Annotated in this window: 17 protein-coding genes and 1 pseudogene; 13 read left to right on the top strand and 5 right to left on the bottom strand. The window is 55.9% G+C overall.

Going from position 1 to position 22422, the window contains the following annotated elements; all coding sequences use genetic code 11:
• The first annotated feature begins 56 nt into the window (after nt 1–56).
• Nucleotides 57–1727, top strand: coding sequence for a tannase/feruloyl esterase family alpha/beta hydrolase (locus IEI95_RS19065; RefSeq protein ID WP_156533230.1), 1671 nt, complete (start codon nt 57–59; stop codon nt 1725–1727).
• Between the two features lie 812 nt (nt 1728–2539).
• Nucleotides 2540–3448, top strand: coding sequence for a GGDEF domain-containing protein (locus IEI95_RS19060; RefSeq protein WP_194416909.1), 909 nt, complete (start codon nt 2540–2542; stop codon nt 3446–3448).
• A 110-nt stretch (nt 3449–3558) separates the two neighbouring features.
• Here IEI95_RS19060 and IEI95_RS19055 read toward each other — a convergent pair whose 3' ends face one another.
• The gene (locus IEI95_RS19055) at nt 3559–4182 is read right to left on the bottom strand and encodes a glutathione S-transferase family protein (protein WP_156533228.1); all 624 of its coding nucleotides are present in this window, start codon (nt 4180–4182) and stop codon (nt 3559–3561) included.
• 202 nt (nt 4183–4384) lie between these two features.
• On the bottom strand, nt 4385–5599 hold the full coding sequence (locus tag IEI95_RS19050) for an NADP-dependent isocitrate dehydrogenase (protein WP_015915793.1): 1215 nt from the start codon (nt 5597–5599) through the stop codon (nt 4385–4387).
• A gap of 222 nt (nt 5600–5821) precedes the next feature.
• Between IEI95_RS19050 and IEI95_RS19045 the strand changes: the two genes are divergently transcribed.
• Together IEI95_RS19045 and murI are read left to right on the top strand one after the other, a co-directional pair.
• Complete coding sequence (locus tag IEI95_RS19045; protein WP_015915794.1) at nt 5822–6682, top strand: RNA methyltransferase; 861 nt, start codon at nt 5822–5824, stop codon at nt 6680–6682.
• Nucleotides 6663–7472, top strand: a complete 810-nt coding sequence (murI, locus tag IEI95_RS19040) for a glutamate racemase (protein WP_071204459.1) — start codon at nt 6663–6665, stop codon at nt 7470–7472. The genes IEI95_RS19045 and murI overlap by 20 nt, the downstream gene beginning before the upstream one ends.
• Nucleotides 7473–7502: 30 nt before the next feature.
• Here the strand turns inward: murI and IEI95_RS19035 are convergent, their stop codons facing one another.
• Nucleotides 7503–7964: an SRPBCC family protein gene (locus IEI95_RS19035; RefSeq protein ID WP_041697873.1), complete on the bottom strand. Its 462-nt coding sequence runs from the start codon at nt 7962–7964 to the stop codon at nt 7503–7505.
• Nucleotides 7965–8794: 830 nt separating this feature from the next.
• On the opposite strand from IEI95_RS19035, the gene IEI95_RS19030 reads away from it, so the two are divergent.
• From IEI95_RS19030 to IEI95_RS19020, 3 genes are all read left to right on the top strand, one after another.
• Nucleotides 8795–10087, top strand: a complete 1293-nt coding sequence (locus tag IEI95_RS19030) for a hemolysin family protein (RefSeq protein WP_071204460.1) — start codon at nt 8795–8797, stop codon at nt 10085–10087.
• A gap of 141 nt (nt 10088–10228) precedes the next feature.
• Entirely contained in the window at nt 10229–11743 is a 1515-nt protein-coding gene (locus IEI95_RS19025) for a helicase HerA domain-containing protein (RefSeq protein ID WP_194416908.1), read from the top strand.
• A 131-nt stretch (nt 11744–11874) separates the two neighbouring features.
• Nucleotides 11875–12783 carry an alpha/beta hydrolase gene (locus tag IEI95_RS19020; RefSeq protein ID WP_234891008.1) on the top strand — a complete coding sequence of 303 codons (909 nt, stop codon included), beginning with the start codon at nt 11875–11877 and terminating at the stop codon, nt 12781–12783.
• A 316-nt stretch (nt 12784–13099) separates the two neighbouring features.
• Here IEI95_RS19020 and pepT read toward each other — a convergent pair whose 3' ends face one another.
• On the bottom strand, nt 13100–14335 hold the full coding sequence (gene pepT, locus IEI95_RS19015; RefSeq protein ID WP_194416907.1) for a peptidase T: 1236 nt from the start codon (nt 14333–14335) through the stop codon (nt 13100–13102).
• A 789-nt stretch (nt 14336–15124) separates the two neighbouring features.
• Between pepT and IEI95_RS19010 the strand changes: the two genes are divergently transcribed.
• Nucleotides 15125–15829 (top strand): carbonic anhydrase, encoded by a 705-nt coding sequence (locus IEI95_RS19010; RefSeq protein ID WP_015915801.1) that lies wholly within the window; start codon nt 15125–15127, stop codon nt 15827–15829.
• A 4-nt stretch (nt 15830–15833) separates the two neighbouring features.
• A complete protein-coding gene (locus IEI95_RS19005; protein ID WP_156533207.1) occupies nt 15834–17360 on the top strand; it encodes a SulP family inorganic anion transporter in 1527 nt (508 codons plus the stop codon).
• A gap of 81 nt (nt 17361–17441) precedes the next feature.
• Here IEI95_RS19005 and IEI95_RS19000 read toward each other — a convergent pair whose 3' ends face one another.
• Entirely contained in the window at nt 17442–18431 is a 990-nt protein-coding gene (locus IEI95_RS19000; protein ID WP_156533205.1) for a TerC family protein, read from the bottom strand.
• Between the two features lie 332 nt (nt 18432–18763).
• On the opposite strand from IEI95_RS19000, the gene rpsD reads away from it, so the two are divergent.
• The 4 genes and pseudogenes from rpsD to ttcA all read left to right on the top strand — a co-directional run bounded on the left by rpsD (nt 18764) and on the right by ttcA (nt 22381).
• Nucleotides 18764–19381, top strand: a complete 618-nt coding sequence (rpsD, locus tag IEI95_RS18995) for a 30S ribosomal protein S4 (protein WP_015915804.1) — start codon at nt 18764–18766, stop codon at nt 19379–19381.
• A 155-nt stretch (nt 19382–19536) separates the two neighbouring features.
• Nucleotides 19537–20462 (top strand): annotated as a pseudogene (locus IEI95_RS18990) (glutaminase).
• A 140-nt stretch (nt 20463–20602) separates the two neighbouring features.
• Nucleotides 20603–21397 (top strand): ChbG/HpnK family deacetylase, encoded by a 795-nt coding sequence (locus IEI95_RS18985; RefSeq protein ID WP_234934285.1) that lies wholly within the window; start codon nt 20603–20605, stop codon nt 21395–21397.
• A gap of 96 nt (nt 21398–21493) precedes the next feature.
• Nucleotides 21494–22381, top strand: a complete 888-nt coding sequence (ttcA, locus tag IEI95_RS18980) for a tRNA 2-thiocytidine(32) synthetase TtcA (protein ID WP_156533195.1) — start codon at nt 21494–21496, stop codon at nt 22379–22381.
• Nucleotides 22382–22422 lie beyond the last annotated feature (41 nt).

Raw genomic sequence — 22422 nt, 5'->3', positions numbered from 1 at the left:
ATTGACGGGGGCCCGCTGACGGGATTACCTTGCCCGGCATATTCTGGGAGGAATTCATGTCAATATTTGCTGTGCGGAGTGCCGTGTTTACGGCTCTGATTTTTCCATCATTTATGTATGCATCGGGCGCCTATGCCGCCGGCACATGCGGCGATATCAGCAATAGCGGCGGGCATCCGCCAGAATTGACCATAACTGAGGCAAAATCCGTTTCTGGCAATGCCGAGATGCCGCGCAGCCATTGCCTGATCCAGGGGGAGTTGGCGGCTCACCAGGGTATTGACGGCAGAGCCTATGCCATCCACTTCGAAATGCGGCTTCCGGACGATTGGAACGGCCGTTTCGTCCATCAGTTCAACGGAGGCAATGACGGCAAGGTTTTGGCCGCCACCGGTCCGTTGCTTGGCGGCAACAAGGCGGACAATGCGCTCGGCCGTGGTTACGCGGTGGTCTCCAGCGATGCTGGTCATGACGAGGCGGCCTTTTCCGACAAGGGACTTGCCGGTTCAGCTGCTTTTGGCTTCGACCCGGTCGCCCGCCAGGATTATGGCTACAGTGCGGTCGCCAAGCTCAACCCCTTGGCCATGCGGCTGGTGGAACAGTATTATGGACAAAAGATTGCCTTTCGCTACGGCATCGGTGGCTCGAATGGTGGCCGCCATGCGCTGATGGCCGCCACAAGGCTGCCGGAGCAATTTGATGGTCTGCTGGTCGGCTATCCTGGTTTCAATTTGCCCAAGGCTGCTCTTCAGCATGCCTGGGACGTGCAGTCCTGGGCCAAGGTCGATCAGGATATCGCCAAAGCCTTTTCTCCCGCCGATATGGCGGTTCTCGCCAAGGGCATCCTTTCCGCCTGCGATGCCTTGGATGGTCGGGTCGATGGGGTTGTCGGCAATGCGGATGCCTGCCAGAGCCGTTTCAATCTCGCCTCCCTGGCCTGCAAGGCTGAAAAACAGCAGGATTGTCTTAGCCAGGACCAGATCGCCGCTCTTCGTGCCAGCCATGCGGGCCCGAAAAACAGCAAGGGCCATGCGCTGTACAGCAATTGGGATTGGGACCCGGGCATGGGGTCTGCCAATTGGCGTCTTTGGAAATTGCAGAGTCCTGTTGCCGCTTGGGGCGGCAAACCGATCATTGCTGTGATGGGGGCTGGTTCGCTGGCTCAGATCTTCACCACGCCGCCCGTGCCGGTTAATGGAACGCCGGAGGATCTGCAAAAGTTTTTGCTCGACTTTGATTTCGACCGGGATGCGCCGAAGATTTTTGCAAAATCAGGCCCGTTCACGGAATCTGCCGCAGACTTCATGATTCCGCCCGATAGCGCCAATCCGCATTTGAAGGCATTTAAAGCGGCGGGCCATAAGATGATTGTTTTTCATGGCAATGCCGATCCGGTATTTTCAGTGCTCGATACGGTCAAATGGTATCGCAAACTCGACAGTAATAACGGTCGCAAGGCGGGTGATTTCGTCAAATTCTACCGTATTCCCGGCATGCCACACGGGGCGGGTGGCCCCTCATACGACGATTTTGATTTCTTCACACCGCTTGTCGCCTGGGTGGAAAAGGGCGCGGCACCCGGTCCGGTATCAGCAGGGATCACCAAGGACAACAAGGAGGCGTCAGCACTGACGCCGGGGCGCTATCTTTACTGCCCCTATCCCCTGGTTGCTCATTACGATCAAGCCGTTGCCGGTTCGGATTCCATCCACTTCAAATGCCGCTAAGATAAATGAAAACATCGGACCGGGAGCCAGCTGTCCCCTTTCCAAGCCGATAGCGGTTTTGTTATGAAGGCATCGCGCATTTTCACATGCGCGATGCCTTCATGCTTTTAAATCATGCAGTCGTCCGTTTAGGTCGAGATTTTACGTGACTGACATTGCACGTATGGGTGGTTTTTCTTAATGTTGCTTGCGTCTTCTGTTGAGAAAAGAAGAGCAATCAACGGGTGATTATTTTTAATAATAAACCAATAGATAGAATAACTGATCCATAATTTAGTTTATTTTCTAGTTTTATTGTCGATTTTTAAGTCGAATTCTCTCTACATGAGAGAAATTTGATATAATATCAGTGGCTAATGGAATTTTAGTGAGCGACGGGTGATAATTGTAAATATTATTTAAGGTCACTGGGTGCAGAAATATTTCTTCTCCGCAGGGGTGGGGCGTGACAAGGCAACCGTATTTTGGGTTAACATCTCTTGGTTTTACTCTTCAATATTCCAACGCTGATGATCTGCCTCCTGGTCGGATGGACCTTGAATTCTGTCCTGATGAGCATCAGTTGGTTTTTCGACCGTAAATCCAACCAGTTGGGTATGTGGAGTATCGGTTTTTGGTGTGTTTCAATCGGTACATGCTTGCAGGCTTTGCGCGGTATCGTTCCTGAATCTCTTGGTATCGGCGTTGGTGGAGCGCTGGTGCTTTTGGGGTCTGGGCTGGTTTGGGTTGGGTTTCGGATCTTCGATGGATTTTCCCGTTCCCGGTGGTTTGTGGTCGCAATAACCGCGATTTGGCTCCTATGCTATTTTGGAGTGAAGATTTTTTCCGCCAATCCGGATTACAGAATCGTCCTCTACACAATTTTGACTGTTACGCAGCTCAGCGCTTTGGTCGCTTCGATTTGGTCCGGCTGGAAGCGTGACCATTTTCCAGTTCGCCTCGTCATTATCTTCATGCTGCTGTCCTACGGCTTCGTCATGTTGATGCGCATTCCGCTGGTGATGATCTGGCCGGTGACCGAGATTGGTGGCGTTGCCCAAACGCCATGGGTTCCGGTTGTTACCTTTATTTTATATGTCAACAGCCTCGGGTTGGGGATTGGCATTTTTGCGCTCAGCAGCCATCGAAGCCTCATGCAGTATAAGCATGCCTCCGAGATCGACATGCTGACCGGTGTTCTCAATCGCCGCGCTTTCTATGAGCGCGTCCAGTCACAAATGCTCAAGAGTGCCGGTGTGCTGGCGCTGATCGATCTTGATCATTTCAAATACATTAATGATGCGCATGGACATGCAGGAGGGGACGCAGCCTTGTGTGCCTTCGGGAAAACGATGATCGAGCAACTCGATGGAAACATGGTCTTTGGCCGGCTTGGCGGGGAAGAGTTTGCTTTGTTCATGCCGCAAATGACAGGTGGTGAAGCGCTGTCCTTTTGCGATGAGTTGCGGCAATCCGTTGCCCGGCTCACCACACCCTGGCGTGACGCGACAATCACCATGACCATCAGTATCGGCATGCATGAGGTGGTCAAAGCTGGCGCGGATCTTGATGCGGTGTCTCTCCGGGCGGATGCAGCGCTTTATCGTGCCAAGGATCAGGGAAGGGATCGTTGTGTTTTGAGCGCTGCGGAGGAAGCCGTGGCGCAGAAACTGGACGAGGGGATGGCGACCGTCATCGCGCTTACCGGTGGAAAACCAGCGGCGGTACCTGAACTATCGTGATGTGTTGAAAATTGCTGGTAAGGGGAATGCCAAGCGCCATCTTTGAGGGCGCTTGGCAAATTCTTTTTCATCAGAGGTCCGATGTGTTCAATCGGATCTGAAACTCACGGTCATGCGGTGGCTGCTGCCTGGGCTTCGGCGTCGATTTCGCTCGCACGGCGGCAGGCATCGCGATCGGTCATCCGGGCAATGTAATCGGTAAAGACCGGACGTGATGGCACGCTGTTGACTCTCAGTGAGAACGACAGATGCGATGCAAGATAGAGATCGGCGGCGCTAAAGCTTTCGCCAGCGATATACGGGCTCGCGGAAATTGCCGAAGCAACCACATCCATCATGGTATCGATACTGCCATAGCCAACCATGCCGCGGCGCTCATCGGGGACGGCGAAGCCACAAGCCTGACCGATGACGGCGGCTTCCACCGGACCGGCAGTGAAGAACAGCCAGCGATAATAGCTGCCGCGGTTGCCAAGATCTGGGGCAAGGCCCGCTTCAGGAAAGGCATCGGCCAGATAGGCCAGAATGGCTGGCGTTTCCGTCACCACCGTTTTGCCGTGGCGGATAGCCGGAACCTTGCCCAGCGGGTTGATGGTGGTGTAGTCAGCCGCCTTCATCGCGGGACCATAGGCGACCAGTTCGGTCTGATAGGGTTGGCCGATCTCCTCCAGCATCCAGCGAACGATGCGTCCTCTGGACATGGGATTGGTGTATAAAACGACTTGCTCGGTCATGGTACTCTCTTCCCCATAAAATCATAGAATACGAAGGCGCAAAGACGCTCACGGATCTTCGCCTGACAAGAATTTCGAATATCCCAAATGTGTGAAAGGCTTAAGATATTCGACAATAAAATACGGAAAGTCATTTTCAATGGCTCTCCCTATAACGCGAAAACCCGGCGCGATGGCCGGGTTTTGCAAAACATCTGACGGCTCAGGCAGCCATTGCAGCCCGGAGGTTTTCATCGACCTTGTCGAGGAAAGCGGTGGTCGACAGCCACGGCTGGTCGGGACCAATCAGCAGCGCCAGATCCTTGGTCATGTAGCCGGCTTCGACAGTGTCAACGCAGACCTTCTCAAGGGTGAGGGCGAACTTGGCCAGCTCGGCATTGTCGTCCAGCTTGGCGCGGTGCGCGAGCCCACGGGTCCAGGCAAAGATCGAGGCGATGGAATTGGTCGAGGTTTCCTGGCCCTTCTGATGCTGGCGATAGTGACGGGTCACGGTGCCGTGCGCGGCTTCGGCTTCGACCGTGCGGCCATCCGGCGACAGCAGAACCGAGGTCATCAGGCCGAGCGAGCCGAAGCCCTGCGCAACCGTGTCCGACTGGACGTCGCCGTCATAGTTCTTGCAGGCCCAGATATAGCCGCCGGACCATTTCAGCGCAGAGGCAACCATGTCGTCGATCAGGCGATGCTCATAGGTAATGCCGGCGGCGTCGAACTGAGCCTTGAATTCGGCCTGGTAGACTTCCTCGAAAATATCCTTGAAGCGACCGTCATAGGCCTTCAAAATGGTGTTCTTGGTCGACAGATAGACCGGCCATTTGCGCATCAGACCGTAGTTCATCGAAGCACGGGCGAAATCACGAATCGAATCATCCAGGTTGTACATGGCCATGGCCACACCGGCGGACGGTGCGTCGAACACGTCCTTCTCGATCACCTGGCCGTCTTCGCCGACGAACTTGATGGTCAGCTTGCCCTTGCCGGGGAATTTGAAGTCGGTTGCCTTATACTGGTCGCCGAAGGCGTGACGACCGACGACGATTGGCTGGGTCCAGCCGGGGACGAGGCGGGGAACGTTTTTGCAGATGATCGGCTCGCGGAAAATAACGCCGCCGAGGATGTTGCGGATCGTGCCGTTCGGGCTTTTCCACATTTCCTTCAGGTTGAATTCCTTCACGCGGGCTTCGTCTGGTGTGATGGTGGCGCATTTGATGCCGACGCCGTGCTTTTTGATCGCGTGGGCGGAATCGATCGTCACCTGGTCATTGGTTGCATCGCGGTTTTCTACCGAGAGGTCGTAGTATTCAATCTCGAGATCGAGATAGGGAAGGATCAGCTTTTCCTTGATGAACTGCCAGATGATACGGGTCATTTCATCGCCGTCGAGATCGACGACCGGGTTGGCAACCTTGATCTTTTGCATAAGTCTTCCTCATCGATAGGGCGGCTTTAATTCGACCGCGTCTCTGTCCATATGACCGGAGTTGCCTATAGCATTCTCGCAAGCCAAGGCAAACAGGAAGCCGCGTGTGGACTTCATTTTAGCTTGAGCGCGCTTTGCCTTCCGCCTCTTGCATTTTGGGCTGTTTATGCCCATGCAGGCGTAAATTTGCAGGGTTAAGTGAATAATTGCAGGAAAGGCGCCATGGCAGGCACAAACAGCGAGCGGGAGCTTATCGCCGAGGGACCGGCGATTATTCTGGTGGAACCGCAATTGGGCGAAAATATCGGCATGGTGGCCCGTGCCATGGCGAATTTCGGGCTGGCGGAACTGCGCCTGGTCAATCCGCGCGACGGCTGGCCCTCGGAAAAAGCCCGGTCCGCCGCATCCAAGGCCGATCATGTCATCGATGGTGCCAAGCTTTACGATACGCTGGAAGAAGCACTGGCCGATCTGAATTTCGTCTATGCGACCACGGCTCGCCAACGGGACAATTTCAAGCCTGTGGCCTCGCCGGTGACGGCGGCCTCAACTTTGCGAACCCGGTTTCTGGCTGGTGAAAAAACCGGGATTCTTTTCGGGCGGGAAAAATCCGGCCTGAAGAATGAGGATGTGGCCCTGGCCGATGAAATTGTCACCTTTCCGGTCAATCCTGCTTTTGCGTCGCTGAATATCGCTCAGGCTGTGCTGCTGATGTCCTATGAGTGGATGAAATCCACCATGGAAGATGTCACCCAGACGCCGTTTCAGGGCGTCGACCAATTGCCTGCCAGCAAGGAGGAAGTCATCGGCCTGTTCGAGCATATGGAGGATGCGCTTGATGCAAGGGGATATTTCCGCCCGATCCATAAAAAAGCACGAATGATCGACAATCTGCGCGCTGTGCTGACGCGACGTGGTTTCACTTCACCGGAAATCAATGTCATGCGTGGCGTGGTCTCGTCACTCGACCGCTTCTCCCGCCGCAATCCGCGCGGCGCTGGAGCGCCTTTGGAGGGCGACGCAGTGGACGGCATTGAGAGGGACGAAGCTGATGGTAGCGGGCATGAACGAGATCAGGACTAAACTAAAGCCGATTCTGGTCTTTGATTCCGGTATTGGCGGCTTGACTGTCTTGCGTGAAGCCCGGGTGCTGATGCCGGAGCGTGGCTTTATCTATATCGCCGACGACGCTGGTTTCCCCTATGGTAATTGGGAGGAGGAGCCGCTCAAAGCGCGGATCGTCTCCTTGTTTGCCTCTCTTCTGGCGCAATATGATCCTGAGGCGGTGATCGTTGCATGTAGCACGGCCTTCACGCTGGCCGGTGCCGCGCTGCGCGAAGCCTTTCCCGGCATGCGCTTCATCGGCACCGTGCCCGCCATCAAGCCTGCTGCAGAGCGTAGCCGGTCCGGCCTGATTTCCGTGCTGGCAACCCCTGGCACCGTCAAGCGCGCCTATACCCGCGATCTGATCCAGTCCTTTGCCAGCCAGTGCGAGGTCAACCTTGTCGGCTCTCAACATCTAGCCCGGCTGGCTGAAGCCTATATTCGCGGTGAGCCGGTGGAAGAGGCAGTGCTGAATGCCGAGATCGCGCCGTGTTTCATCGAAAAACAAGGCGCGAAGACCGATATCGTCGTGCTCGCCTGTACCCATTATCCGTTTCTTGCCAACGTCTTCCGCAAACTGGCTCCCTGGCCGGTGGATTGGCTTGACCCTGCGGAAGCCATCGCCCGCCAGGCGCGGCGTCTGGTGCCTGTTGTGGACGAGGGCGCGCATTCGGACGACTACGATTTCGCGGTCTTCACGTCAGGCCAGCCGGTATTTTCTACCCATCGACTGATGCAGGGTTTTGGCCTGCGCGTGGCGGCAGGCTGACGTTTGTTACGGAAATAGCCAGAAATTAAATTATCGCGTTCGCGCGTGGAGGCTCTCAGTCAATTGTTCGACCAGGCAGGCAAGCTGTCGCAGACATTCGTCCCAGGCCAGTCGGACTCCCTCTTGCGATACCGTATCCGGAATACCGGATTGAACGATTGACAGGTCCGTTCCTCTTGCTGTCGGTTTCAACTGGATGACGGTCTCGACCCGCGCAGTCCAGAACGGGTCATCCATTCTTTCTGTGTAGCGAATGCGCTCATTGAGGACCAATTCATCGAATTCGCCAATCATCACGTAACTTAAATCTGACGTGGTGCTGCTAAAACGAATCCTGTAACCGCCACCTTCGCGTCCATCGAAATGAAGCGGTTGGCAGGTAAAGTCCTTCCTCTGCATCCATTGTACAACAGCCTGCTCGTCAAGAAACGCTTTATAGACGCGACTGATCGGAGCCTGGATGAGTTTATCAACGCGAATGGAAAATGCCATTCCGAGACCTTTCGCGCCCATAGGGCTATAGGTGTTCTTAAAAACAGTAGATATTCAAGGTTGTTTCATCATTTTGGAAGTGGATACACTTTAAACAGCACCCGTCCGGTGTTGCGGCGATCTTTATAGGACGCCATGCGAGGGTCAACTATCTAAAGATTTCAAACTATTTTTTTTTGTTATTTCGTCTCACGCGAAATGCGATGCCGAGGCTAAGTCGCTAACGTTGAATTATTTAGAAGTGGGCTTTAATTATCCAGATAAAAACTATTGAGCATTCAACGTGTTATTGCGATTTTTATAAAATCGGACCTGCTTGAAGAACACCAATATCTGGAAAATCTAGAGTGCTACAATGACACAGAAAGCGCGATGTCATTATCGGAAAAACACCAAAAATGCTTCATCGTTTTCAAGCGAAGGCAGGCAACCTGGTCTTTGCAGGGCTCATCCTAAGGTTGTTTTTCTTGATAAATGTCAGTTATACGCGGCAAATATTGTATGAATGTCTTCTGATGTTGGCTTTTGGTGGCGTCTTGAATTTTTGTCCGGTTCAATTGCCGCTTTATATCGATGCTCCACACGCCCGCGCATTCTCACCCTCAAGAGGGTGCAAAAACTTTAAGTCCCTGATGCGTCGAGATTTTGGGGCCCCGATATGCTTTGTCTTCCCGTGTGATTTGTCTTTTTCGGTAAAGCGGGCGACCGTATTTTTATGGCCAAGCACCATCCATTGAAATTGTCGTGAGTCATTTGGAATGCGGCGGTGACTTGTGCTACAGATTTTATCCCGCCGCCATTCATGCGGCTCCTAAGAGATTTGAAACAGCTTGTTTGCCGAAATCGTCATTGTTGTCCTGCTCACTATCTTGAACGGCGTATTGGCAATGTCCGAACTGGCGGTCGTCTCCGCCCGTCCGGCGCGTCTGAGAGTTCTGGCCGAAGCCGGTCATCGCGGTTCTGCCGTTGCCATCCGATTGGCTGAAAATCCTGGTCGGTTTTTGTCGACCGTGCAGATCGGTATTACCCTTGTCGGCGTTTTGTCCGGCGCGTTTTCGGGAGCCACTCTCGGTGCGCGATTGACCCAATGGCTTTTGCTGCAAGGGATGTCAGAGGCCCTGGCCAGTACGCTCGGCGTCGGCTGCGTCGTGGTTGGCATCACCTATTTGTCGTTGATTGTTGGTGAACTGGTGCCCAAGCAGATCGCGCTGCGAAACCCTGAGATGGTCGCCTCGCGCATGGCGGGCGCTATGCTGATCCTGTCCAAAGTTTCGTTGCCGCTGGTCTGGCTGCTGGACGGCTCGGGGCGGGCGGTCCTGTCGCTGCTCGGCCAGAAGGGCGCATCGTCAGGCACGGTGACGGATGAGGAAATCAAGACGGTCTTGGCCGAAGCACAAAGTGCTGGTGTCATCGAATCGGAAGAATCACAGATGATTTCCGGCGTCATGCGCCTGGCGGACCGCACTGCACGGGGTCTTATGACGCCGCGCCGTGATGTCGAACTGATCAGCGTCGATGACACGATTGAGGAAATCCGCCAGGCGCTGCGTGAAAGCCAGCATTCCCGTCTGCCGGTGCGCAATGGCAATTCCGATGAAATCGTCGGCGTCATGCTGGTGAAAAACTTCTACGATGCCTTGGCCAATGGCGGCACGGTCGACATCCGCTCGATTATCAGCGATGTGCCGATCGTATCGGATCTGGCCGGTGCCATCGATATCATCCAGTCGATCCGCAAGACGGTTCTGCACATGGTGCTGGTCTATGACGAATACGGCCATTTCGAAGGCATTATCACGTCAGGCGATATTCTGGAGGCGATTACCGGTGCCTACCAGGAAGAGGGCGAGGAAGAGCCGGCTCTGCTGATGCGCGAGGACGGTTCTTATCTGGTGGCCGGCTGGACGCCGATTGACGAATTCATCGAGCATATCCGTGTGCCTGTGGATGACGACCCGGATTTTACCACCGTCGCAGGCTATGTGCTGGATGAGTTGAAACGCATTCCGGCGCTAGGCGAAAGCTTCGTCAAGAATGGCTGGAAATTCGAGGTTGTCGATCTGGATGGCCGGCGCATCGACAAGCTGCTGGTCTCGCCAGTTCTGGCAGACGATCCGGATTGATTTCAGCCGCGATTGCCTGTGGGTTTCGGCGATAGACACAGGCATCTTCTTTTACTTTCTGTTAGGAAAAGCGGATTGAACGGCGTTGCCGCATCGCGGTGCAGGAACGCGTCATCATTCCATCGTGAGGGAACATATAAGGTGCAGGTCGGGATCGATATGGGAACAGTGGCGGGTGGCCAACCTGCCAGGCTCGATATCGAGGAGCTATTGGCGACCCGTCTTCTTGTTCAGGGCAATTCCGGTTCCGGAAAATCGCATCTTCTGCGGCGTCTATTGGAGCAATCTGCCCAATGGGTGCAGCAGGTCATCATCGATCCCGAAGGGGATTTTGTGACGCTCTCGGAAAAATACGGCCATCTGGTCGTAGACGGGGAGCGTAGCGATGCCGAATTGATCGGGATTGCCAACCGCATCCGCCAGCACCGCGTTTCCTGCGTGCTGACGCTGGAAGGGTTGGATATTGAGCAGCAGATGCGCGCAGCCGGTGTGTTTCTGAACGGCCTGTTTGATGCCGAGCGCGAGTATTGGTATCCGGTGCTGGTCGTGGTCGATGAGGCGCAGATGTTTGCCCCCTCGGTCGGCGGCGATGTCTCGGAAGATGCACGCAAGCTGTCGCTGGGCGCCATGACCAATCTGATGTGCCGTGGCCGAAAGCGTGGCTTGGCAGGTGTGATCGCCACGCAACGTCTGGCAAAGCTTGCCAAGAACGTCGCAGCTGAAGCCTCCAACTTCCTGATGGGCCGCACCTTTCTCGATATCGATATGGCGCGTGCCGCCGATCTTCTCGGTATGGATCGCCGCCAGGCGGAAATGTTCCGCGACCTGAAGCGCGGTAATTTCGTCGCCCTTGGCCCGGCGCTGTCACGCCGTCCTTTGCCGATCGTCATCGGTGATGTGGAGACATCGGCGCGCTCCTCCAGTCCGAAACTGATGCCTTTGCCCGATGCGCCGCAGGACGTGGAAGATCTGATTTTCACGCCGGATCCCGAAGAGTTTACCCGCCCGCTCGTTCGCCGTGCGCCGCCAGCCCCCCGTCCGACCACCGATATTCTGGCCGAACTGGCCCGTGCAACGCCGGTAAGCGTCGAGGATGTCGCCCCACAGAGATCGTCACAGCCGGAAATTACCGCCGAGGAACGCGAGGAGCGGATGGCTGCGGTGCTGGCAGAAATTCTCGATGATCCACAGGCGGCCTATCGCACCGATTCCGTTCTCTATCAGGAATTCCTGGTTCGAGCCCGCATGCGCCGGGTCGGCGGTCCACCGATGGCGATGGGTGAATTTCGCCGCCGCGTCGCCGTGGCGAGGGCTGATGTCGATGAAGAAACCGCATCCTCTGATCGCTGGCAGGAGGCGCTGTCTTTATCAACGCGGGTTTCGGATGACTTGCAGGGCGTTTTCCTGCTGATCGCCAAGGCAGCCATCCGGTCCGAGCCTTGCCCCTCCGATCTTCGGATCGCCCGTGCTTACGGTACCCATTCCGCTCGCCGCGCCCGCCGGCTGCTTGGATATTTCGAGGAGCAGGGCATGGTCGTGGTGCATACGGATTTTTCCGGGAAACGCATCGTGGCCTTCCCCGATCTGGAATCCGAAACCAAGCCGGGTGATCCGAATGCAGCCGATATGCCGGATAGCCGCAGTGCTGCGGAATAGAGTTTATGCCACGGTTTTGAACATGGAGCCTTGCTGACTGGCCAAGTTGTGCCGCAATGGCTGCCCATGATGGGCTGATGACCAAGTTTTCCCTAGCCCTCCGACGGAGGCATGTCCTGAGTCTTGCTTCTTTGAGTTTCCTGGGTTTTCTGACATCCGGCCAAGCCGCATCTCTTGCACCCGGTGAAGTGCCGCTTTGGCCGGGCCGGGCGCCGGGCGGTGGCGGTCCTCGGCTTGGCAGGCGGACCATTCACAAGGCGGCATTGCTGCGGATCGCTACGCCAACCCTGCGGATGGTCCGTCCGCAAACCTCAAATGGGACAGCCGTGCTGATTGCACCCGGCGGCGGTTATCATTTCGTTGAGGAACGCAAGGAGGGCGAGGCCGCCGCGCAATGGCTCGCCGCCCGTGGCGTCACCGCTTTCATTCTCACCTACCGTCTTCCGGGCGAAGGTTGGTTTGTCGGTCCCCGCGCGCCATTGCAGGATGCCCAGCGGGCCTTGCGGCTGATCCGGGCGCAGGGTGATGCACTTGGCCTCGACCCTCAGAAAATTGGCAGTATGGGATTTTCCGCCGGTGGGCATTTGATGGGCATGCTATCGACACGCTTTGCTGAGCCGGTCTATTCGCCGGTCGACAATGCCGATACACTGTCGGCAAGGCCGGATTTCACCCTGCTGGCCTATCCGGTGATTACCCTGAAGGCTCCTTATAATCATACCTGGACCCGGGTTGAGATGGTCGGCAAACATCCCAGCGATGCCGATGTAGCGGCCTGGTCGGTGGAAACCCATGTCAGTTCCACTTGTCCGCCTGTCTTTATGGCCCATGCCAAGGACGATCCGGTTGCCAATATCGAGCATTCCCGGATGATGCAGGCGGCTTGCCGCAAGGCCGGTGTTTCCGCCGATCTGGTCGAACTTGAGCAGGGCGGTCACGGCTTTGCCATGGGCGAAGGGAGCATGAGGAAAACGCCCAGGCCGCCGGTGAACTGGACACCGGCGCTTGAAGCATGGATGCGGGACCGCAATCTGGTTTGATCCAGCATCGTACCGAAAAGTGTAACCCGGTTTAGAGTACGCGACGCAAACGAATTTATGTGCCGCTTACCCCCCTCTGTCCTGCCGGACATCTCCCCCTCAAGGAGGTAGATCAGATAGACTTTGCCGCCCATTTTATCGGATATCCCGTGATTTCCGGCATTTTGAACTGTAAATGTGAAGCGACACGCTCGTTTCGAGTCGATCTCCCTCCTTGAGGGAGAGATGCCTGGCAAGGCAGAGGGGGGTAGCCTCGAATGGAAGCGTTTGCGTTGTGTACTCTGGAACCCGGTTTTCGGTACGGTGCGATAGGGCGTCAGTTTGCCCGTTCTTCCCAGACCTTTGCCAGTTCCACAATGGTTTTCACGGCGACTTCCATGTCCTGAACGCTTATCCATTCCAGTGGCGAGTGATAGGCATGACCACCAGTATAGATATTGGGGCAGGGCAGCCCCATGAAGGACAGGCGCGAGCCATCGGTTCCGCCGCGAATGCTGTGCAGCACGGGAGTAAGACCGACGCGGCGCACCGCTTCCTTGAGATTATCCATCACCATCGGATATTGGTCGAGCACCACTTTCATATTGCGATACTGCTGCTTGACCTCGAATGTGTAGGTCGATCCGGGATAGTCGCGTATCACATCGCGGGTAATCTCTTCCAGCAGTGCTTCCTTCTGCGTGAGTCCCGCATCGATGAAATCGCGTATGATGAATTTCAGGTGAGCTTCATCCATGGAGCCGCTGATGTCGGTGGGATGAATGAAGCCCTGGCGGCCCTCAGTGGTTTCCGGGGTCTGGTCCTTCGGCAGCCGGGCAATGATGGCGCTGGCGATCTTGATAGCGTTTTCCATCCGGTCCTTGGCCGTGCCGGGATGGATCGCAACACCGGTAATGGTGATGTCCACGCCATCCGCCGAAAATGTCTCGTTCTCGATCTCACCGATCGTGCTGCCATCCATGGTGTAGCCAAAAGCTGCGCCCAGCTTTTTCATGTCGACCTTGTCTGCCCCGCGCCCGATTTCCTCATCGGTGGTGAAAAGGATTTTGATTGCGCCATGCCGGATGTGCGGATTGTCGATGATAAACTGCGCCGCCGTCATGATTTCGGCAATACCGGCCTTGTCGTCTGCACCCAGCAGCGTGGTGCCATCGGTGGTGACAATATCATGGCCGATTTGCGTGTTGAGCTGCGGATTTTCGCTAACGCGGATGATTTGATTGGTATCGCCGGACAGAACGATATCCCCACCCTGATAGTTTTTCAGCAGTTGCGGCTTCACATTCGTGCCAGTGAAATCCGGTGCCGTATCCATATGCGAGCAGAAGCAGATCACCGGAACCGGCTTGTCCACATTGGCCGGAATGGTGGCATAGACATTGCCGTGCTCATCCAGATGCGCATCTGAAAGGCCCATGGCCAGCAATTCACTCACCAGCACATGGCCGAGGTTCTTCTGTTTTTCCGTGGAGGGCTGGCTGGTTGATTCGGGGTCTGATTGTGTGTCGATGACGACATAGCGCAGGAAACGGTCGAGAATTGTATCGGGCATGCGGGCGGTCCATCACGGTTTGTGGCTATGGTTGCTAGCCACGGTTTGGGGCGGGGTCGGGCTTTGCCCATCCGCGGGATATGCGATGCCGACCTACGGCACCTGCAATTCTACAGTATTCAATTTACGACATTATTGACGCAAAAGAGATCCTGTAAATGTAAGCGTTTCACAAGACGCAGGTTTGCTCAACCCATTTGTAATGCATCCGCATTTTTATCTTTCACCATTGGCAGCGGACAATACTCAAGCAAACACTGTCGGAAATGACCCTATCGACTCGCGGTTCCTTGACATGACATCCGCCGCGTTATTGTTCGCCAAGACTAAGAGAATGCCATAATATTTATTTTTCTCTATGCATCCTAAGAGAGTATTTTGATTTAATATTGCGGCGCGGAAAAATAGCTTTCCTTTAATAAGGACTTGCGGAATTGAACGAAATTTGAAAATTTTAAATTTCTATGATTTTTATCAAGTCTAGCATTCAAATCGTTGTAATTCATATATAAAAAATCCTGAATTTTTACCGTTCGATAAACAGACTTTTGAAATAATAACAGAAAAGTGATCCATGTTTTTGCTGCATGGCAACAGAAATCACAATTTCGTCCTCCAAATAAATTACTCTCGGTTGTGTAGGCAAGGAATGGTTAAAGGGATCCGTTTGATCCAGCCTTGCACGATAACCAGCCGGATTGCTGTTCCATATCCGCGTAGCTCACAACACGGATGCAATGCATCCCGGCATCAATATCTAGCCAGCTATTTATCAGGAGGATTTTTGCAATGAGTGATTTTTTGAAGCGCGTTTCGAGTTTTCGTGAAGACGTATTTCCGACCCATTCGGGTCTCTATCGTAAGCTGGCCCGGGAAGGGCAGCAGCCCCAGGCCTTGATGATTTCCTGCGCCGACAGCCGGGTCATGCCGGAAGTGATTACCCAGTCCGGCCCTGGTGAACTGTTCGTGTGCCGCAATGCGGGCAACATCGTCCCGCCGTTCTCGACCATGAATGGCGGCGTTTCCTCGGCCATCGAATATGCGGTGGTGGCGCTTGGCGTGCGTGACATCGTCGTGTGCGGCCATTCCGATTGCGGCGCCATGAAGGGTCTGTGCAATCACGAACTCCTGGCACCGATGCCCAATGTGGCCGCCTGGTTGCGCCATAGCCACGCCGCGTATTCCATCGTCTGCGAGGCCTATCCTGATGATTTGCCGCACAAGGACAAGGTGCGGGCTGTGGCAATGGAAAATGTGGTCATTCAAATCGATCACCTGAAGACCCACCCCTCGGTCGCCGCCAAACTCGCCACCAATGACATTAACCTGCATGGCTGGTTCTTCGACATCGAGACCGGTGAGGTGCAGGTTTATGATGGCGCCGAGAAGCGCTTCCTGGTGATCGAGGGTGAAAAGGCGCTGCCAGTGGCGGTTTCCGGGCGTGCCACGCCGCATATCATGGCCGATCCTCTCGTAGCGGTGGCGGCGGAGTGAGGTGATGGAAAAAACCAGTTCTGCTCTGACACGGGACATTGCCTCGTCCATCGTTGTCTTTCTCGTCGCCATCCCGCTTTGCCTCGGCATTGCTATCGCTTCCGGTGTGCCGGTGGCGATGGGCCTCGTCTCCGGCATTGTCGGCGGCATCGTTATCGGCGTCATCGCCGGTTCACCCTTGCAGGTCTCCGGCCCGGCGGCAGGCCTTGCGGTGATCGTTTTCGGCTTTGTTGAGGAATATGGACTTGTTCTTCTGGGGCCGGTTCTGATCGTCGCCGGGTTTTTGCAGGTCCTTGCCGGTTATCTCAAGCTCGGTTCCTGGTTTCGCGCCATTTCGCCTGCCGTCGTGCATGGCATGCTGGCGGGAATCGGTATCCTGATCGTTCTCGGTCAGGTTCATGTGTTGATGGATGCCAAGCCCGCCGCCGGTGGTGTTGAAAATGTCGCTGCCATGGATGAGACCATCGGCAAGGTGTTCAGCGGCGGCCTCAGCAATCACAGTATGGCGCTGATGATTGGCCTGATCTCTTTGCTGGCCATGGTTGGCTGGGAAAAATTGCGGCCAGCCCGGCTGCGGCTGGTGCCGGGGGCATTGGTCGGCGTAGCCGCCGGAACCTTGCTGGCGGTCGGCCTCGACCTGCCGATTGCCCGTGTCCAGGTTCCGGCCACCCTGCTGGAGGGCATTCGCTTACCAACGATGGAAAGCTTTGCCGGGCTTGCCCAACCGGGAGTGATCGCCACCGTGCTGATCATCGCGGTGATTGCCAGCGCCGAAACCCTGCTATCGGCTGCTGCCGTCGATAGGATGCATGACGGTGAGCGCACCCGTTTCAACAAGGAACTGGTGGCGCAGGGCGTCGGCAACAGCCTGTGCGGCCTGCTGGGCGCTCTGCCGGTAACCGGCGTCATCGTTCGATCGTCTGCCAATATCCAGGCAGGCGCTGCAACACGTCGTTCCACTATTCTCCATGGAGTCTGGATCCTGGCCCTGGTGGCGCTTCTACCGCAATTGCTGGGAGTCGTGCCTTTGACTGCCCTGGCGGCGGTGCTTTTGGTGACAGGCTGGCGACTGGTGAGCTTGCAGCATGTGCGCCACCTGTTCGATCATCACGGCTGGGTGCCGGTCGCGGTCTGGGCCACGACGGTCAGTCTTGTCGTCGTCCAGGATCTGCTGGTGGGCGTGGCGGTCGGCCTGTTTCTTTCGATTATGGAAATCATTCCGGTCCTTCGCCGCAAACTGCATATCGACCACCATGAGAATGATGAGTCGATCCAGTTGAAGCTGAACGGCGTCGGGACCTGCCGGGACGTCCCAGCATTGCTGGCAACACTGGAATCGCTTCCAGACGGAAAGAAGGTGCTGATTACGCCCGCAGGGCTGCATTATGTTGATCACACCTATGCCGAAACCCTGACGGAATGGGTGACGCGCGAAAGACGGGCAGGGCGGCCGCTCGAGGTGAGTAGGTCCAGTCAGCTTGCCCCGAAAGTTGCTTCCATGGTGGATCGGCTCTGCGTCAAGCCTGCATAAGGAAACGACACGACAGATCCAGACACAGAAAAGGGGCGGCCCATAAAGCCGCCCCTTCTTTTGTCTTGGCTGGAGAGAAGGTTACCCTTCGATAACATCCTTTTTCGCGTCCTTGCGGGTCGCCCACAGCGATCCGACGATACCAGCCGCCAGGATGGCGAGCGTGATGGTTAGCGACAGCAGCGGCGGGATCTTGGCGATACCCAGCATGTCGGCAAGAAAGATCTTCGAGCCGATGAAGATCAGAACGACCGACAACGCATATTTCAGGTAAGCGAAGCGGTGGATAAGGGCGGACAGCGCGAAATACAGGGCGCGCAAGCCGAGGATGGCGAAGATGTTCGAGGTGTAGACGATATAGGGATCCGTGGTGATCGCAAAAATCGCCGGGATGGAGTCAACCGCAAACACCAGGTCAACGAATTCCACCATGATCAGCGCGAGAAGCAGCGGCGTGATATAGGTTTTAAGCTTACCAGTCGTTTCGTCTTGCTTACGCACCACGAAACGGTCGCCTTCCAGCTTGTCGGTGACAGGCAGGTAGCGCCGCGCCAGCTTCAAAGCCGGGTTGTTGGCGACATCATATTCGCTATCGGCTGATAGCAGCATTTTGACGCCGGTAAACACAAGGAAGGCCGCGAAGAAATACAGAACCCAGTGGTAGCTTTCGACAATGGCCGCGCCTGCCGCAATCATGATGCCGCGCAGGATGATCACGCCGAGAATACCGTAGAGCAGCACGCGGTGCTGATAGGCGCGAGGGATGGCGAAATAGCCGAAGATCATGGCGATGACGAAGATATTGTCCATCGCCAGGCTTTTTTCGATGACAAAGCCGGTCAGATATTCAAGTCCGGCCTGCGGACCCGATTGCCACCATATCCAGCCGCCGAACAACACGCCCAGAGTGATGTAGAAGGCCGAGAAAGCAAAGCTTTCAGCCATGCCGATCTCTTTGCTGTTCTTATGCAGAACGCCAAGATCGAGTATGAGGAGAAATAGTACGACTGCAAGGAAGAAAAGCCACATCCATGTTGGCTTGCCCATAAAATCGACCCAAAGAAAATCCATCGAGGGATTCCTTTGCCGGAGGGTTTTTGTTGCAGTTCCGACATCACGGGTATCCGGCACTCGCGTCAGAGGGGCCCGGAACTGCTGATTATTGCGTAAATGTGGCGGGCTTCGCGCCGTTTCAAGGCCGAGTGCTTGACATTTATAATGGCTCTGCGTAGAGACCCCTCCAACGCCGGGTGGAAACGCCCGGTGTTTTTACGACATGTCCCGTGGAGGCTCCGCCTTTCCAAGTGTGAGTCGCCTGTCAGGAAAGCCGAAAGGCGATCCAGAGGAGGGCGTGTTTCCCAAAATGGGTTCTAAAAGGCCCAATAACAACAAGAGGAAATACGATGAGCAAGCGCGCATCTTCCAAGTACAAAATCGATCGCCGCATGGGCGAAAATATCTGGGGCCGCCCGAAGTCCCCGGTTAACCGTCGCGAATACGGCCCCGGCCAGCACGGTCAGCGCCGCAAGGGCAAGCTTTCCGACTTCGGTGTGCAGCTGCGCGCCAAGCAGAAGCTTAAGGGCTACTACGGCGACCTGCGTGAAAAGCAGTTCCGCGCGACCTACGACGAAGCCAACCGTCGCAAGGGCGATACCTCCGAAAACTTGATCGGCCTGCTGGAATCGCGTCTGGACGCCATCGTCTACCGCGCCAAGTTCGTGCCGACGGTGTTTGCTGCCCGTCAGTTCGTCAACCACGGCCACGTTTCGGTCAATGGCGTCAAGGTGAACATCGGTTCTTACCGCTGCAAGGCTGGCGACGTTATCGAAGTGCGTCAGAAGTCCAAGCAGCTGGCCATCGTTCTGGAAGCCACTCAGCTCGCAGAACGTGACGTTCCCGATTACATCGAAGTTGATCACAACAAGATGGTTGCGACCTTCGTTCGCGTACCAACCCTGTCGGACGTTCCTTACGCTGTTATCATGGAACCGCAGCTGGTCGTCGAATTCTACTCGCGTTGATTTCGATCTGAAATTCGAGAAAGCCGCCTTTACGGGCGGCTTTTTCTGTTTGCAGCGCAGCAAAATTCGATAATGATGACTGTCGGCTTCTGCACGAAAAACGTGACTGTCATGCATCTGCCGGGATGAGCAACAGCTCGGCATGGGGAAACCAGATGGATTTGCAGGCAATTGTTGACGACATTGTCGGTGAGATGCAGCCCCGGCTTGGGGAAGGCAAGGTCGCGGACTATATTCCCGAGCTTGCGACGATTGATCCGAAGCAATTCGGCATCGCCATCACCACCGTCGACGGCCAGACCTTCACCGCGGGCGATGCGGCAATACCATTTTCGATCCAGAGCATTTCCAAGGTGTTCATGCTGACGCTGGCGCTTGGCAAAACGGGTGAGGGTGTGTGGAAGCGGGTCGGGCGCGAGCCCTCCGGCTCGTCCTTCAACTCCATCGTTCAGCTGGAGCACGAGCATGGCATTCCGCGCAACCCCTTCATCAATGCGGGCGCAATCGTTGTGACGGATATGGTGCTGGCCGGACACAAGCCGCGCGAGGCCATCGGTGAGTTCCTGCGCTTTATGCAGTTCCTGGCTGATGACGACAGTATCACCATCGACCGAAAGGTGGCGCAGTCTGAGCAGACGACTGGCTACCGTAATTTCGCGCTGGCCAATTTCATGAGCGGTTTTGGTAATCTGCACCATGCCGTGGAAATGGTGCTGGGCGTTTATTTCCATCAATGCGCGTTGGCGATGAGCTGTGTGCAACTCTCCCATGCGGGTCTGTATCTTGCCAACCGGGTACAAATCCGCTTAGTGGCTTTTCCGTGGTCTCGCCGAAGCGGGCGCGGCGCATCAACGCCTTGATGCTGACCTGCGGCCATTATGATGGCTCGGGGGATTTTGCCTATCATGTCGGCCTGCCCGGCAAGAGCGGCGTGGGCGGCGGCATCCTGGCGATAGCGCCGGGCAAGGCCTCTATTGCAGTGTGGTCTCCGGGATTGAACAAAGTCGGCAATTCGGCGCTTGGATCGGAAGCGCTCGAACTGCTGGCAACCCGGACCGGCTGGTCGGTTTTTGGAAATTGATGTGAGAACGGTTTTTGCTTTTTGGTGAAAAGCGATGCCTGGAGAATGCAGGGTCGATAGGCATAAAGTTCGGCGCGCATTCATGCCGTGACTATGATATAGCGGGCAAAAGGCCTGCAGGAGTGGGACAAGTCTTGAACGTGATCTCGGATATGAAAATCAATGCGGCGCCGCTATGCATCGTTGCCGATGGCTATGGCCTGTCGCCGGGCGTCAATCAGGCAATCAGGACGCTCCTCAGCGAAGGCAAGGTGCGTGGCACCGGCTGCATGACTGTGTTTGCCGATTGGCGCGACGAGGCTTCTCTGTTGCTGCCCGTGATCGACAGATGTGGCGGCGCCATCGGCCTGCACCTGACGCTGACCAATTTCCTGCCTTTGAGCGGCGTGCAGCCCATGTGTTCTTTCCGACGCCGTCTGACCCAGTCCTTCATGGGCGGTGTCGACAAGGGCAAGCTGCAGCGCGAGCTTGATGCGCAGCTCAACGCTTTTATCGATGTGATTGGTCGCGTGCCTGATTATATCGACGGTCATCAACACATTCATTTCCTGCCCGTGGTGCGGGAATGGCTGGTGGCGCGGCGTGATCTGCTGATCAGCCCGCGCGGCAACAGCCCCTGGCTGCGCGGTGAGCCGGATGCGCGGCTGGCGACAAGCCTTGCGCAGCGGGCCAAGATCAGCCTGGTGCAGCGCATGGCACGCGGTTTCAACACGGAAATGCAGGCGGCGGGCTATGCGATCAAGGGACCGCTGACTGGTTTTTACGAGCGCGGCAAGCCGAACGGCTTTGCCGATGCGCTTCGCTATTTTCGCAGCCATGCGCCGCGTGACGCCGTTGTCATGTGTCATCCTGGCCATTCGGATGCGATCCTGCGGGCGCGTGACCGGCTGATGATGGCCCGCGAGGTTGAATTTGCCGAGCTGATGCGCCAGTAAGGGAAGATCGTAAGAGAAAATCCGTCCGATAGGCATTGGCGGTAATTCACGGATCGACGGTATTAGCCAAATCAGCGGACAGGGGCGCATCCGAACATGAACCTTGCATTTGCGGGAAGCGCGACGGACCGCACCGAGGCCGATGAGGCCGAAGACGCGCAGGAGAATGTTCGCCATCCCCTGTTTAGTGCCGCACCACAATCGGTATCCTTCAACAAGCTACGCAAGCGGTTGCTGCGCCAAGTGCGCCAGGCAATGGACGATTTCGGCATGCTGAACGGCCAGAAGCGCTGGCTGATTGGGCTTTCCGGTGGCAAGGACAGCTATGGTCTGCTGGCGTTGCTGATGGATTTGAAATGGCGCGGCCTGCTGCCCGTCGAGCTGATCGCCTGCAATCTCGATCAGGGGCAACCGAATTTTCCCAAACATGTCCTGCCGGATTACCTGAAATCCATCGGCATGCCGCATCGCATCGAATATCGAGATACTTATTCCATCGTCAAGGAAAAGGTCCCGGCGGGCGGCACTTATTGTTCGCTCTGCTCGCGGCTGCGGCGCGGTAATCTCTACCGCATCGCCCGCGAAGAAGGCTGTGACGCTCTGGTGCTCGGTCATCACCGCGAAGACATTCTCGAAACCTTCTTCATGAATTTTTTCCATGGTGGCCGGTTGGCAGCCATGCCAGCCAAGTTGCTAAATGATGAGGGCGATCTGTTCGTGCTGCGGCCATTGGCCTATGCGGCCGAGGATGACCTCGCCAAATTCGCTGTCGCGATGGAATTTCCTATCATCCCCTGCGATCTCTGTGGTTCGCAGGATGGTTTGCAGCGAAATGCAATGAAGGACATGCTGGCTGGAATCGAAGCCAAGATGCCGGGCCGCAAGGATGCGATGCTGAGAGCATTGTCGCATGTGAACCCCTCGCATCTGCTTGATCCTGCACTTTTTGACTTTTCCGGGCTGGTTGTCACGAAGCCGTCATAAGGCGGGCGCATCGAGTTTTTGACATTTCACCAGCCTCAAGA

It is taken from the genome of Agrobacterium vitis (genome assembly GCF_014926405.1).
GTDB classification, from domain to species: Bacteria; Pseudomonadota; Alphaproteobacteria; order Rhizobiales; family Rhizobiaceae; genus Allorhizobium; species Allorhizobium vitis_H.
This window is presented reverse-complemented; position numbering and strand designations above follow the sequence as displayed.